A 14,726-nucleotide genomic window follows, 5' to 3' on the forward strand; every position below is an offset into this window, starting at 1 on the left:
ATAATAATTGGATTTTAAATCTTTAAATAAAAATTAAAATATTTACCTTGCAATCATTGTGATTACGTCATTATGGGGAAAATAAACTCAAGTGACCACAAAACTAACTTAGATTGGTCAAAAATTAAGTTTTTCTTCTATTTTTGCCTTCAAACTAATTGGATTGACTCTGCTTATTCCCATTTAACTACTAAAGTTATGCATGAGCCTAAGCTTTGTATCAAAGTAGACTCATCGATATGAGTAAGTTAAAAAACAAGACATAAATAATGTTAACTTGATGAAAAATATTCTGATCGATATTAAATTCAGCGGAATCTTAACAATAAGTATATTTGTAACATTTTTTTATATTATTTATTTAAAAGTAAATTAAAAGTGACTAACAGCAATACTTGGTAATTCTGGTTTTTGAGTTTAATCGCTAATATTTCAAAAGCACTAACGAGGTAAAAATATGGCAAAACAAAGCCAGAAAAAAAATAGCATCTTAACTTTGATGTTTACATTGCTTGCGGCTTGTATCGCATTTCAACTTAATGCAAGCATGTTAAGCCCAGTATTGGTCACTATAGCTAAAGATTTAGGTACCAATGACGCTGAAGTTGGCTTATCGCAAACGGCATTTTTTACGGCAGCGGCATTATTCTCATTATTTTTACCAAGACTAAGCGACATAAAAGGTCGAAAAAAAGTATTAATGGTAATGCTTTCAGTTATGACATTAGGTACAGTATTGGCTGCAATTGCCCCTAATATTGAAGTGTTATGTGTCGCACGAATTATTCAAGGTATCTCAGGGCCAGTAGTTCCGCTTTGTTTGTTAATGCTAAATTATGCAGTAAAAGATGTAAAACAATATGGCATGTTGATGGGAATCATAACTGCAGTAAATGGTGGTATTGCAGGTATCGATGCTATTGCTGGCGGTATAATAGCAACGCATTTGGGTTTTAGAGCTGTATTTTGGGTAATAGCGATTGTTGCAGCAATTTCCACTTATTTAGTTTTTCGTTTTGCTCCTGAATCAAAACCTTCGGTTGATACTAAAATGGATTGGCTTGGTGTGATATTGTTAGTCTCAGCTATTGCAGCTCTTTTATTTGCACTTAATGAGGCAGGAAACGTTGCTAGTGCTAATTACTTTAAAATTATAGGATTAAGCGTATTTGCTACTATTTGTTTTATCTTGTTTTGGTATACTGAAAAAAGCGTTTTACATCCATTAGTCACAACGATCCATCTAAAAAGGCGTGAAACTTGGTCTTTATTGCTCACAACAATTCTTATTATGACAGGTATTTTTGCGATAGTTAATGGTTTAGTCATGTCAATTGCACAAAACAATGAAATAGGGTTTGGATTGGATCCCGATTTAGCATCACTAATCTTATTAACACCTTATGCTTTAATTGGATGGCTAGTTGGCCCTTTTGCAGGTCGGTTAGCCCCAACTTTAGGTTATAACAATGTGCTTCAATTTGGGTTATTGGGTTGTATCATTAGTATCTTAGTGATTATGTTTTATGGTATTAACTCCTTAATTATTTTAGCATCTGGAGTAATTGCTTTAGGTATATTTTATGCAGGAATGGTCAATATTATTCTTAATGGTCTTGGTGTTATTTTGTCACCAAAAGAAAATTTAGGTTTTTTACCAGGTATGAATGCTGGAGCATTTAATTTGGGTGCCGGATTAAGTTTTGCATTATTGCCTGCCATTCAAATGCTCAACGCTCATTCAATGCTAGGTTACTTTAATGGAATGTTTGTAGGATTGATTATTACTGTATTGGCATTAATCTCAAGTTTCTTTATACCGCGGCCGACTCATGCTGAATTATAAAAAATACTACGTATCGGGCAAAACCTAACCCATTTAATCTAAAATTTTTTAAATTTAGCGGTTAATACTAATTGTTATTATAGATGTTTTGGTGGCGGTTCAACTGTTACATAATTTCCATGCGCTACTTTAGCGCTAGGTAAAGATGCTCAGTTGTTTTTACAGCATAGGTTCGTAACCACGACTTAAAAGTTTTCTTCCAAAATAATTTGTTTTTGAACAAGGCAATTTACAATTTAAATCCCGTGAGCAGAAACAGATTATGGTATTAAGCAAATAATGGAGAATGATAACACCAAAATTAATAATTTACGCATAGCTATTTTTCTTTAAATAAAAACGATGATCATTATTGTTCAAGTGATAAATAATGTTAACAATTACTGATACAGCAATTAAAATACATTAAAAATAATTTTAAATATTAATTGGTTATGAATTTATTAGCCATCATCTATTTAGACTAATAAAAATAATAAATAAATGCGATTAAAATTACTTTTTATATTAAGTCATTTCATAATAAATCTTAAGTTTGGCTATTTTTAAGTACTACAAATTGTTATATAATAAGTAAAATTTTGTCATATAACTCTATATTGTATTTATCATATTATTTTTAAAGTGCTTTTTGTAATTAAGTATCTTTAATTAAGGAACCGCTATGATTGATTTTTCCCAATCAGTGCCAGAACTGGTCTCTTGGGCAAAAAAGAATGACTTTTCGATTGCTTTACCTGTGGAAAGGTTAGCTTTTTTATTGGCTATTGCTGTATTAAATAGCGAGCGTTTTGATGGCGAAATGACTGAATCTGAATTAATCGATGCATTTAGGCATGTTTCGCAGATTTTTGAACAGAGTGAAGACACGATAGCGGTTCGCGGCAATAATGCTATTAATGATTTAGTACGCCAACGCCTAATCACACGTTTTGCAAGTGAAATGACTGACGGTTTCTCAATTTATCGTTTAACCCCGTTAGGAATTGGCATTAGTGATTATTATATCCGCCAACGAGAATTTTCTACCTTACGTTTATCTCTCCAACTTTCTATTGTTGCACAAGAGTTAAAACGTGCCGCAGATGCAGCCCTTGAAGGTGGTGATGATTTGCATTGGCACCGAAATGTCTTTGCTCCGTTAAAATATTCAGTTGCTGAAATTTTTGACAGTATTGATATCACTCAACGAGTGATGGATGAACAACAAGCCGATGTTAAACAAAACATCTCTGCATTATTAAGTCAAGATTGGCAAGCGGCAATTAGCAGTTGTGAAGGATTACTGACAGAAACATCACAAACACTTCGTGAACTGCAAGATACTTTAGCTGCCGCTGGTGATAAGTTACAAGCAAGCTTACTTCTAATACAAGATGCAACATTAGATAACCCTAATCTAGATAAAATCAACAACGTAGTTATTGACCTGCAAGGTAAACTTGATCGCATTATTGGCTGGGGACAAAAAGCAATAGATTTATGGATAGGATATGACAGGCACGTTCACAAATTTATTCGTACTGCTATTGATTTAGATAAAAATCGAGTCTTTTCACAGCGATTGCGCAAATCCATTCAAGGTTATTTTGATTTACCATGGTCACTCACTTATGCAAATGCGAACCGTCTGCTTGATATGCGTGATGAAGAGCTAGCATTACACGAAGCAGAAGTAACTGGTGAATTACCACCTGAACTTGAATTTGAAATGGTTGACGAGATTCAAGAGCATATTATTACACATATAGAACAAAACTTATTGGTCTTTAAACAAGAAAATAAACCGCTTGATATGAGTACTGCTATTCATAGCTATCTAAAGCAGTTCCCTAGACAACAACATTTTGATATTGCAAGACTATTTATCGATCAAGCTATTCGTCTAGGTATTGCTGAAAATGATTTGCTCGGTATCCCTGCCGAATGGAAACCTATTAACGATTATGGAGCTAAGGTACAAGCACATGTCATCAACAGATACTAAAGATTTAAAAACTGAACAAAACACTCATCATCTAGGTGACGTTATGGAACGCGTTGCGACAAGTTCACAGACCTCTATCGATAAATATATGCCAGTTAAATTGGCACAAGCGATTGCTAATCCTATTTTCCCTGAGCTTGATAGTTTATTACGCTCAGGGCGTCATATTGGCATTGATGAACTTGATCATCATGCTTTTTTAATGGATTTTCAGCTTGAGCTTGAACAATTCTACCAACGTTACAATGTGGAGCTAATTCGTGCGCCAGAAGGATTTTTCTATCTTCGTCCTCGTTCAACAACATTGATTCCACGTTCGGTCTTATCGGAACTTGATATGCTTGTTGGCAAAGTGCTTTGTTACTTATATTTAAGCCCTGAACGGCTTGCACATGAAGGTGTCTTTACCTTACAAGAACTGTTTGATGAGTTGGTTTCACTCGCGGACGAAGGAAAATTACTTAAATTAGTGAACCAGCGTTCAACAGGTTCAGATTTAGATCGTCAAAAACTGTTTGATAAAGTAAAAACGGCATTAAACCGCTTGCGTCGATTAGGAATGATATTTTTTATTGTAGGCAATGACAGTAGCCGCTTTCGCATCAACGAGACTATTTTCCGTTTTGGTGCCGATGTGCGCAGTAGTGATGATGCACAAGAAGCGCAACTACGCTTAATCCGAGATGGCGAAGCAATCAAAATCGAATCATCACTTATTTTAGATGATAATAATGAAGAACAAAAACAAGATGAAGATGTTAATGAGGAGACTGAATAATCATGATTGGACACGGTAAATTTCACTCATTAACTTTGATAAACTGGAATGGTTTTTTTGCGCGAACTTTTGAGCTTGACCAATTAGTGACAACGCTATCGGGCGGTAATGGAGCGGGTAAATCAACCACTATGGCGGCATTTGTTACAGCATTAATTCCAGATTTAACTTTATTACACTTTAGAAACACAACCGAAGCAGGGGCAACATCAGGTTCACGTGATAAAGGTTTACATGGTAAATTAAAACCGGGTGTTTGTTACTCTATGCTCGATGTAATCAATTCTCGTAATCAGCGCATAATTTGTGGTGTACGTTTACAACAAGTGGCAGGGCGGGACAAAAAAGTCGATATCAAACCATTTCTACTGCAAGGTTTAGCTGTTGGTATCAGCCCAACAGAATTGGTAACAGAAAGATTAAATGATAAACAGGCTAGGATTTTATCGCTACCAGAGTTAAAAGAAAAAATTGAATCTATAGAAGGTGTTATCTTCAAACAATTTAACTCCATAACTGACTACCATTCGGTTATGTTTGATTTTGGTGTATTGCCTAAGCGCCTGCGCTCATCATCTGATCGTAGTAAATACTATCGCTTGATTGAAGCTTCACTTTATGGCGGGATTTCAAGCGCAATTACCCGATCACTACGTGATTATTTATTACCAGAAAACAGTGGAGTGCGCAAAGCTTTCCAAGATATGGAAGCTGCACTTCGTGAAAACCGCATGACATTAGAAGCGATTCGAGTAACTCAATCGGATCGTGACTTATTTAAACACTTAATTACTGAATCAACTAATTATGTAGCGTCTGATTATATGCGCCATGCTAACGAGCGCCGAATTCATATAGAATCTGTGCTTGGCTTACGTCGCGATATGTTTAAAACGCAAGATCTACTTATTAGCAATCAATACCGCCAAATTGAAATGGCGAAAGAACTTAAAGAACATCAAGATGCGCAAAGCGATTTAGAAACCGATTTACAAGCAGCCAACGATCACCTAAATCTTACGCAAACAGCGCTACGCCAACAAGAAAAGATCGACCGCTACCAATCTGATTTAGATGATTTAAACTTAAAGCTTGAAGAACAAAACGAAGTGGTGCTTGAAGCGAATGAACAGTATCAAACCTATCGTGATCAAGTAGAACAAACCGAGCAAGAAGTTGACGAAATCAAGACTCAATTAGCTGATTACCAACAAGCACTGGATGTTCAACAAACACGAGCAATTCAATACCAACAGGCTTTACAGGCACTAAAAAATGCTCAGTTGCTATGTCAATTACCAAAACTAGATATTAGCAATATCGAAGAACACTTTACGTTTTTTGATGAAAAACAAAAAGAAATCACCGAACAAGTTCTTGAGCTTGAACAAAAATTAAGTGTATCTGATGCAGCGATTAATCAATTTGATAGAGCTTATCAACTAGTGGTGAAATTAGTGGGTGATGTGGTTCGCAGTGAAGCGTTTGCTGCAGCCAAAGAAGCACTAAGACAGTGGCCTTCACAATGTTATCAAGCTCAGCAGGCCGAACATTTACAACTACAACTTGATGAACTAGAACAACGACTCTTTGAACAAAAAGAAGCTGAATCATTATTAACACAATTTTGTAAGCATATTGATCGCCAAGTTAATTACGATCAATTAGATGAATTAAAACAAGAGCTAGAATTGCAATTAGACGAAAGTGCCGAACGAGCTAACGAATCAAGTGAAAAGCGTATTGAATTTAGACAAGAGCTTGAACAAATTCAATCGAAGCTTACTGAATATCGACAAAAAGCACCGTTATGGTTAAAAGCTCAAGATACATTAATTTCATTGCAAGAACAAACTGGTCAAGTGTTTAGTCATAGTCAAGCAGTTACGCAACACATGCAACAACTGCTTGAACAAGAACGCCAACTTGTTACTGAACGGGATCAAATTAGCTTTAGACGAAATCAATTAGATGTTCAAATTGAGCAACTAAATCAACCTAGCGGTGTTGATGATGGTCGCTTGTCTTTGTTAGCAGAGCGATTTAATGGGGTATTACTCTCGGAAATTTATGAAGATGTAACAATTGATGATGCACCTTACTTTTCTGCATTATATGGTCCTTCAAGACAAGCCATTGTGGTGCCAGATTTATCATTAGTTAAACAGCAATTAGAAAGTCTTACTACAAGTGATGAAGATTACCCAGAAGATATCTATTTTATTGAAGGTGATCCTGCATCATTTGATGATAGTGTTTTTGATTGTGAAGAGATGAATAAAGCGGTACTTGTCAAAACGGGCGATCGTCAATGGCGATTTTCAAGTTTTCCTAAAGTACCACTATTTGGTCGTGCTGCTCGTGAGATTCACCTTGAAAAATTATCTCACGAACGTGATGAATTACATGAGCGTTATGCAACTATCTCATTTGATTTACAAAAATTACAACGTATTGAACAAAATGTTGGGCAATTTATCGGTCAACATTTAGCGGTGGCTTTTGATATCGACCCTGAAGCTGAAGCGCAAAAATTAACGGCAAGACGCACCGAACTTGAACGCCAATTATCATCTCAAGAAAGTATTGATAAACAAAATCAGCAACAAGTGACTAACTGCAAAGAACAATTAGCAACCGTAAATCGCTTGGTTGCACAAATGCATTTATTAGCTGATGATGATCTGGCTGATAGAGTTGACGATTTACGTGAACAAGTTGCACAAGCACAAGAATCTGCGCAATATGTTAACCGTAATTGCAATACCGTTTCAGAACTTGAACCAATTTTGGCTGTTTTACAAAGTGATCCAGAGCAGAACGAAGCATTACGTGAACAATACAATACGGTTAAAGCACAGCAACAAACCATCCGCCAACAAGTTTTTGCCTTAACGGAAGTAATGCAACGTCGAGCCCACTTTAGTTATGAAGACTCGGCTGGAATGCTAAATGAAAATACTGATTTGAACGAAAAATTGCGTGACCGATTGGAAGTGGTTGAAGCACAAAGAACAGAAGCACGTAGACAAATGCAGCAGTATCAAGATAAGTATAATCAATACAATCAAACGCTGGCTTCATTAAAAAGTGCTTTTGAAACCAAACGTGACATGTTAAATGAACTCCATAAAGAAATTGAACAAATTGGTGTTAAAGCCGATGCGAACACTGAAGAACGTGCACGATTAAGGCGTGATGAAATCCATCAAAAATTAAATAACAATCGTCAGCATTGCACATCGCTTGAAAAGCAACTCATTATGTGCGAAAGCGAAATGACACAACTACAAAAACGGCTAACTCAAACACTGCGAGATTATAAACAACTACGCGAACAGGTAGTACAAGCTAAATCAGGTTGGTGTTTAGTATTACGTTTAGTAAAAGAAAATAGTGTTGAACGTCGGTTACATCGCCGAGAACTTGCCTACTTAAGTGCTGATGAACTACGTTCTATGTCAGATAAAGCGTTAGGTTCGTTACGCTTGGCTGTTAATGACAATGAACATTTACGGGATGTATTAAGACTATCAGAAGATCCAAAACGCCCAGAACGTAAAATCCAATTTTATATTGCTGTTTATGCCCATTTGCGTGAACGAATTCGCCAAGATATTGTTAAAACTGACGATCCAATTGAAGCCATTGAACAGATGGAAATTGAATTATCACGATTAACAGAAGAATTGACTTCACGTGAACAGCAACTGGCAATTAGCTCGAAGAGTGTATCTAATATTATTCGTAAAACCATACAGCGTGAACAAAATCGTATTCGTATGCTTAACCAAGGATTACAAGCAGTAGCATTTGGTCAAGTTAATGGCGTGCGCTTAAATGTTAATGTTCGCGAAGCTCATTCAACACTTTTGGCAGCACTTGCCGATGAGCAAAATGAACATCAAGATCTATTTAGTAATAATCGTATTACCTTCTCAGAAGCCTTGGCTAAACTCTATCAACGTTTAAATCCACATATTGATATGGGGCAACGAACGGCTCAAAATATTGGTGAAGAATTACTCGATTATCGCAACTACCTAGAAATGGATGTTGAAGTGAATCGAGGTGCAGATGGTTGGTTACGTGCTGAAAGCGGTGCATTATCGACGGGTGAGGCAATTGGTACGGGGATGTCTATCTTACTTATGGTGATTCAAAGTTGGGAAGAAGAATCTAAGCGTTTGCGTAATAAAGATATCTCTCCGTGTCGTCTACTATTCTTAGACGAAGCGGCTCGATTGGATGCCAAGTCCATTGCAACACTGTTTGAGCTTTGTGAACGATTAGAAATGCAACTAATCATTGCAGCTCCAGAAAACATCAGCCCAGAAAAAGGCACAACATATAAACTAGTACGTAAAGTCATCAATAACCAAGAGCACGTACATGTGGTTGGCTTAAAAGGCTTTGCTTAACTTATTATTGTTTCAACTTACTAAACATTTTCGCCGGCATTAATCGGCGAAAATGTTTTATCTGACTCTGATAATTAGTCTTATTAAGATTTAAGAAACAACACTATCAGATTACCAACAAGAAAAGTAAGCTAAAATAATTAACAAGATAAAAGCCTAAGTAAAAACCTTTTAGCTCAAAATTATATTAACTCCATTTTGCTATCCACTTATTATTGGTCGTAATTAATAACTGCTTAAATCAGATTGCCAAAGAATATAAGGGTCATAGTCGTCATCACCATCAGGTAGTGAACCAGTTAGGGGGGCTTGGAAAAAATCCGTTTCAGCTAGCTGATTATTATCGATATATTCAATTTTTAATTTTAGCAAATCTTTTCTATTTTCAGGTTTATCAAAGTTATAAGTAATATGAGAAAGTGAATTGTGATAGATGATTTGACGCCAACATTCATCTGAATCTTTCATACAGTATTTGATACTTAAAGGTTGGTATTTTTGGCCACCTATAAATAAAACGGGAACGGCTTTTTGCTCTTGACTATCAACAAAGAATGATAAAAAAGTATCATCACCTAATTTAGCTTTATACTCGGTAAATTTGCTATCACTTTTTGCTTCAGCTTGTTTTAGGAAACTATGTCGACTTTCATCGGCGTAACTATTACTACAATACAAACTACATAAGAATAATACTGATATTAATTTTTTCATAACATATTCCATAAGTTAGCTTAGTAATTTAGATAAGTAATATAGCCAGTGACTAAAGGCTAGTAGAAAAGCTATAAATCTAAAAAGATTTATAGCATGTTTAATAGAATAACTTAAAAAATAGACAAATAGAAAGTAAAAAATAATAAAGGAGAAAAAAGAAATATAGAAGGAAGCGCCCCTATTTTCTTGTATATGCCACAAGATAGTAATGAATTAAAGGTATGATAATAATTTTAAAAACGGAAAGATGTTATATGGAATTCAATGCATTAACACCTAAAATTCCCAAGTTTACTACAGAACCACTTGATTATTTTTATAAAAATGGGAAAATACATAACCTATAACCAATAATTCTAATAAGATAAATATAAAAATTTTTAAGGATAAAAACAATGGAAAAAAAGTTGTTCAACTTATTAGATAATGAAAGTGCACGTAAACAGTACCGATATTTATTAATTGATAATCTAGTTTCGCTAAGTTATTTTCATGTATTATCTATTCAAAGCTTGCAAGAAAATTTAGGAAAAGAAGCAATCCAAGTGGTACCAAGAACGAATCTTGCGCACGATTTAGAACATTGCCCTAAATTAATTGTTATTGCAAAACCTAACGAACCTATAAACGAAAAATTATTACATCATATTAGTAATGAACTGCAAGATGATGGCTCACTACAAAGGCGCTATATTTCGGCATGTATCGTTAGCAAAAACAATCCTAAAACGTTAAGTGAACAACTGATTGATATAGGATTAAAATTAACAAAATTCACTCATACCCATTTTGTTCCTTTTTACGAACCATTTAAAATGTATTTAATGTTAGAAGGTAACAAAATTTGTTCAGATTGGTTACCTAGTTTATTAAATTGTTGTAGCACCTACTGTTTCACCTCATTTACCAATCGCTTACAGGTTATTCAGTCGTTGGATCATACCCCGGAGCCATACGAAATTTGGGTTACAGAAGAAGTTAAATTTTACCTGAAAGAATCTGCCAAACTGTATCAGTTGACAACTGCTTGGAAAAACATATGTCAAAAGCAAAATAAAAACATTCAAGATAATGACATATTACAATTAGCTGAATATTACTATGAAGCAAAAACAGCAGGGTTAGAAGATACTTATGATAAATTCTCTTTAGCGCTAACGTTAATGAATTATCCCAATTTATCCATTCAAAACCAACTAAAAGCCCCAATTGAAAAAGCAAAAGAAGAGCCAGGCACATTAGCAAATCATCTAAGTAAGCTCGAAATTGCAGAATAATGTAAGGAATACCGAATGAAAAAATTTGATAGCCGTATTTATGAAGAAGCAAAAAACACCTCAGCCATGTCAAACAGTGGGTGTGGCACGTGTCAACGTAATGGTATGCCGTTTTTTTTAGTTCGCCAATCGGTAATAAATCCACGGGTTGACAGCAGCAAAGATTGGTCGCAAGGTGTTCCTAAATTAACCGATAGGCGACCAGCAGGCGAGTTAACGCAACATAAATATGCATTAAGGATGTTACGTAAAGGTTATGTTTATGTATTAATGGAAAAAGACGGTGAAAGGAAATTACTGGGTTATGAAGTAACATCAGAAGGCGCATTAAGGCATCGTTCCATTTACTATATGAAAAAATACGAAATTGAAGACTTAGCCAAACAATGCACCAAAATGAATCACAATATACCAGCCATTTTTGCCAATATCGATGTATTAAATGCCACAGTATGGATAGCTTACAGCCGTCGGGCTTGGTCAAAAAAAGTAGAAGATTATTACCGCTCGCCTGAAGCAGATTTAAAGCGTTTCACTAAAGTAACCATTAACGACAGCACCCGTAAAGATCCGAGCTCATTAACCGACGGGCGTAGCTTTGCTTTCAACGATTTACTCGACGAAAATAAAGCACCTTATTTACCTGAGTTTTTATTTGAGAAAAAAGATTTTAATGTACGTTTTCCAAGTGCCCATGAATTTTATGACTACTCGCATAAAAGAGATTTAGCCGCCATAAAAGACGTATCAGAAAAACTGGAACAAACATATCAATGTAAAATCGGCTGCATAGTGTTAGAAGACACCTTCGGTATAGCTGAAGAGCTTAATGCTCAACGATTGCGGAACTTTGACCCCATCAATAATGCCTTTTTAGAGCACGAACGGGAAATAGAGAAAAAATTAACCGATGCATATAACGAAAAAATAGCGGATTTTACCCCGACAAGCAACTGGTTAACCTCGCCCGATAAAGCAGAAAATCTATTCCCTTATGCGAAAGATTATTTTAAAAACATTTTAAATCTAAATATTGATGACAACCAAAATGATGCATCACAAGCGCTGACAATTCCTTTAAAACCCAATACAAATACCCCCAAATATTATCATGAATATTTTTCCACTAATCGAGCCTATAAACGTAGAATAGTGTCTTGTATTGACGCTTATAAAAAAGGATTAAAGAACTATTTTGCGAATCAAATAGAGCAAGAAAATGAAAAAGACGGTAAATATAATGAAACACAATATAAGGATGTTTATGAACCACATTGGAGGCAAGGACGGTACGAACAACAAGAGATGGCTGATTATATAAATAGTATTAACAAATTAAAATCAGAAGGTTGGAAAGAAGTTGCCTTAACTGATGAAGAAAAAACAGTATTATTAAAACAAAAAAATCGATCTCAAATTCCTTATAACAACTATGTGGAGGTACATCGTTTTTCATTAACAAAAGAAGGTGCTGTACAATCTAAATTTGATAAAGAATGGGCAAAACTGTCTGCACGGCTAGATAAGGGTAAACTCGATGCATTTCGCCAAGAAGAAAAACAACTATTTGACGAAATTGTTAAAGATATCCGCAAAATATCAATCGATTATTTAATTTATGTCACATGGCTTTTTGGCTCCAAAGACAAACCATCGCTTTATGCACCAGTTGAACTGACCGATTATAACCAAGTGGAATTTTGGAAGCGTGAACAAGAAAACGACTACTCTAAAGACCACTTAGGCTATTTTGAAGATGTTACCGCCATATTACAAGGTAATATCCAAATGGCGAAGCTACCCGAACAGTTTGGCTTATGGGACAGCCTATTACGAGACGAAAACTCCATCTATTTTTATCTATTAAAAGGTCAGGATAATAACCTGTATGAAGGGTTACTAAAACAACGGATTGTTGAAATGGAGAAAAATCAAGATGCAGCAAACCACAAAACGAAAGTAACAACTCTCAATGAATTAGTGGGCAAAATTAACGATATTTTGAATTTGCCAATTGATAAAAAAAATACAACCTTATTTGTTGATAAAATGGAAGTATTAATGAATTGGATGGCAGCAGGTATTGCAAATCCACCAAAGAACGCCAAGTTAATTAACGACGTTTTAATGAAAGACCATAGCATAGAACAGCTTAAAGTTTTTTCGGGCGTTGAGCATAGGCGTATAAGTTTACCGGTGAAAATTAAAAACTTACCCAAAGTTTATGAAATTTTGATGGAGCATTCAGATGTATCAACGGTGAGTATTGATAAAAATTCCAAGCTGTATAAGTTATCAAAAGTATCAGATACCGATAAGCGCTGGCAATTTGAAAGCCAACTGACTAAAAAACAGCTCGAAAAAACGGTTCAAATGGAGTTTATGGTAATAGCTGATGATATAGCCTCAATGAATAACATGATTGATGAGTTGAAAAAAGGTGGTAATTTAAAAGAAACCGCCCTTGCTAAAACCCAAAAGGTATTAGGCGCTGAAATTAAACACGCTCACCAATTTAGTGGCGAGCTAACCTTAGCTGACCTTGAAAAAACAATAGCACAAGCCAAACGACGAATCGCGTTTGATGCCTCAAAAGGGGTTTTTATGAATGGGTTAATGATATTTTTACAAGGCCACCTGTACAATCAAAATAGGAAAGTACTCGAGGCTGAAGGGCGTGAAATGCGGCAAGATGTGAAAGAGGAAATTCTTAATGATATGGCCAAGACTTGTGTAATTATGTCGTTAATGTCGGTCGAAGTAATGGCTCACACCATTAATCTAGTTGGTGCATTGCCTAAAATAAATATTTTTACCACTATGATACCAGGTTGTGAGAAATTTCTGAAAGTCACTGGATCAACGCTAGCGCTTATTACGATATTGGACGGGGTCATGGATATTTATAAAGGGGTTGGTTATGTGAAAAATGGTGATGTGTTTGATGGTGGATTAGTTTTTACTGGTGGTATGTTAACTACTATATCTGGAGGTATAGGTTTGTATGGTGCAATAGCTGCTATAACTTTACCAGTAGCGCTTTTAGCTATAGCTATTGCCGTTATTGGCGTAATTTTAGTGTATATAGGCTTAGAAGCCGATCGTTGGTCGCCCATGGAAATTTGGTTTAACCGTTGCTATTTTGGTAACCATAAACATCCAGAAAAAGGGCAACCTTACCCACTCACCGCAGTTGGCACCAGTGCGGCGTTAAATGACTATTTTGCTTATCTTTCAGGCATCTATTTAGCTTTAAATTATCAATCTTATGATATGGAGTTCTTTTTTGACGATATTCGTAATGATTCTGATGAAAACGCCGCATTAATTTATGCCGGTGGACTGCGTGTACATATTAAACTGCCCAATTTTGATGCGCAAAGCCGCTATGTCTGTATGGTCTATCTAACTGATTCTGAAGGGCAATCGGCTAAGGTCCTAATTGTAAAAGGTAAAGACGATAAACATTTACATGTTACGGTATCACCCAATCAATGTAATCATGACTTAGTGCGCTGGGTTGATTCTAAAGATTATCCTATCGAATCAAATATAAATGATACAGTGGCGATAGACCAAAAAGTTGCCGAATTAAGGGTAAAAGCGAAAAAAGTGATTGGCATATTACATTACTGGCAAGGTAAAGACGCCAAATCGCCACTACGTGTAGAACATATTATCAATTAAAAAAGGAGAACGT

The 14,726-nt window shown here is 35.5% G+C and carries 7 protein-coding genes; 6 read left to right on the forward strand and 1 reads right to left on the reverse strand.

The features are described 5' to 3' along the window. Window positions 1-457 precede the first annotated feature (457 nt). The 4 genes from uriT to mukB all read left to right on the forward strand — a co-directional run bounded on the left by uriT (window position 458) and on the right by mukB (window position 9,032). Window positions 458-1,846, forward strand: coding sequence for a uridine transporter UriT (gene uriT / locus A9G34_RS00690; RefSeq protein ID WP_034944377.1), 1,389 nt, complete (start codon window positions 458-460; stop codon window positions 1,844-1,846). Window positions 1,847-2,510: 664 nt separating this feature from the next. Next, entirely contained in the window at window positions 2,511-3,833 is a 1,323-nt protein-coding gene (mukF, locus tag A9G34_RS00695) for a chromosome partition protein MukF (RefSeq protein WP_034944376.1), read from the forward strand. Between the two features lie 43 nt (window positions 3,834-3,876). Next, entirely contained in the window at window positions 3,877-4,611 is a 735-nt protein-coding gene (gene mukE, locus A9G34_RS00700) for a chromosome partition protein MukE (RefSeq protein WP_034944844.1), read from the forward strand. A 2-nt stretch (window positions 4,612-4,613) separates the two neighbouring features. Continuing rightward, the gene (mukB, locus tag A9G34_RS00705) at window positions 4,614-9,032 is read left to right on the forward strand and encodes a chromosome partition protein MukB (protein ID WP_065568576.1); all 4,419 of its coding nucleotides are present in this window, start codon (window positions 4,614-4,616) and stop codon (window positions 9,030-9,032) included. A 225-nt stretch (window positions 9,033-9,257) separates the two neighbouring features. On the opposite strand, the gene A9G34_RS00710 is transcribed toward mukB, so the two are convergent. Further along, window positions 9,258-9,746 (reverse strand): hypothetical protein, encoded by a 489-nt coding sequence (locus tag A9G34_RS00710; RefSeq protein ID WP_034944375.1) that lies wholly within the window; start codon window positions 9,744-9,746, stop codon window positions 9,258-9,260. Window positions 9,747-10,144: 398 nt separating this feature from the next. Here A9G34_RS00710 and A9G34_RS00715 point away from each other — a divergent pair, with 398 nt between their 5' ends. Then, window positions 10,145-11,026 carry a hypothetical protein gene (locus A9G34_RS00715; RefSeq protein ID WP_034944374.1) on the forward strand — a complete coding sequence of 294 codons (882 nt, stop codon included), beginning with the start codon at window positions 10,145-10,147 and terminating at the stop codon, window positions 11,024-11,026. Between the two features lie 15 nt (window positions 11,027-11,041). Next, window positions 11,042-14,713, forward strand: a complete 3,672-nt coding sequence (locus tag A9G34_RS00720; RefSeq protein WP_065568577.1) for a toxin VasX — start codon at window positions 11,042-11,044, stop codon at window positions 14,711-14,713. The last annotated feature ends 13 nt before the right edge of the window (window positions 14,714-14,726 follow it).

It is taken from the genome of Gilliamella sp. Choc4-2, assembly GCF_001690355.1.
In the GTDB taxonomy this organism is placed as follows: Bacteria; Pseudomonadota; Gammaproteobacteria; order Enterobacterales; family Orbaceae; genus Gilliamella; species Gilliamella apicola_A.

Coding starts and splice junctions, on each gene's coding strand:
- uriT (WP_034944377.1), top strand. CDS start 458: ATGGCAAAACAAAGCCAGAAAAAAAATAGCATCTTAACTTTGATGTTT.
- mukF (WP_034944376.1), top strand. CDS start 2,511: ATGATTGATTTTTCCCAATCAGTGCCAGAACTGGTCTCTTGGGCAAAA.
- mukE (WP_034944844.1), top strand. CDS start 3,877: ATGGAACGCGTTGCGACAAGTTCACAGACCTCTATCGATAAATATATG.
- mukB (WP_065568576.1), top strand. CDS start 4,614: ATGATTGGACACGGTAAATTTCACTCATTAACTTTGATAAACTGGAAT.
- A9G34_RS00710 (WP_034944375.1), bottom strand. CDS start 9,746: ATGAAAAAATTAATATCAGTATTATTCTTATGTAGTTTGTATTGTAGT.
- A9G34_RS00715 (WP_034944374.1), top strand. CDS start 10,145: ATGGAAAAAAAGTTGTTCAACTTATTAGATAATGAAAGTGCACGTAAA.
- A9G34_RS00720 (WP_065568577.1), top strand. CDS start 11,042: ATGAAAAAATTTGATAGCCGTATTTATGAAGAAGCAAAAAACACCTCA.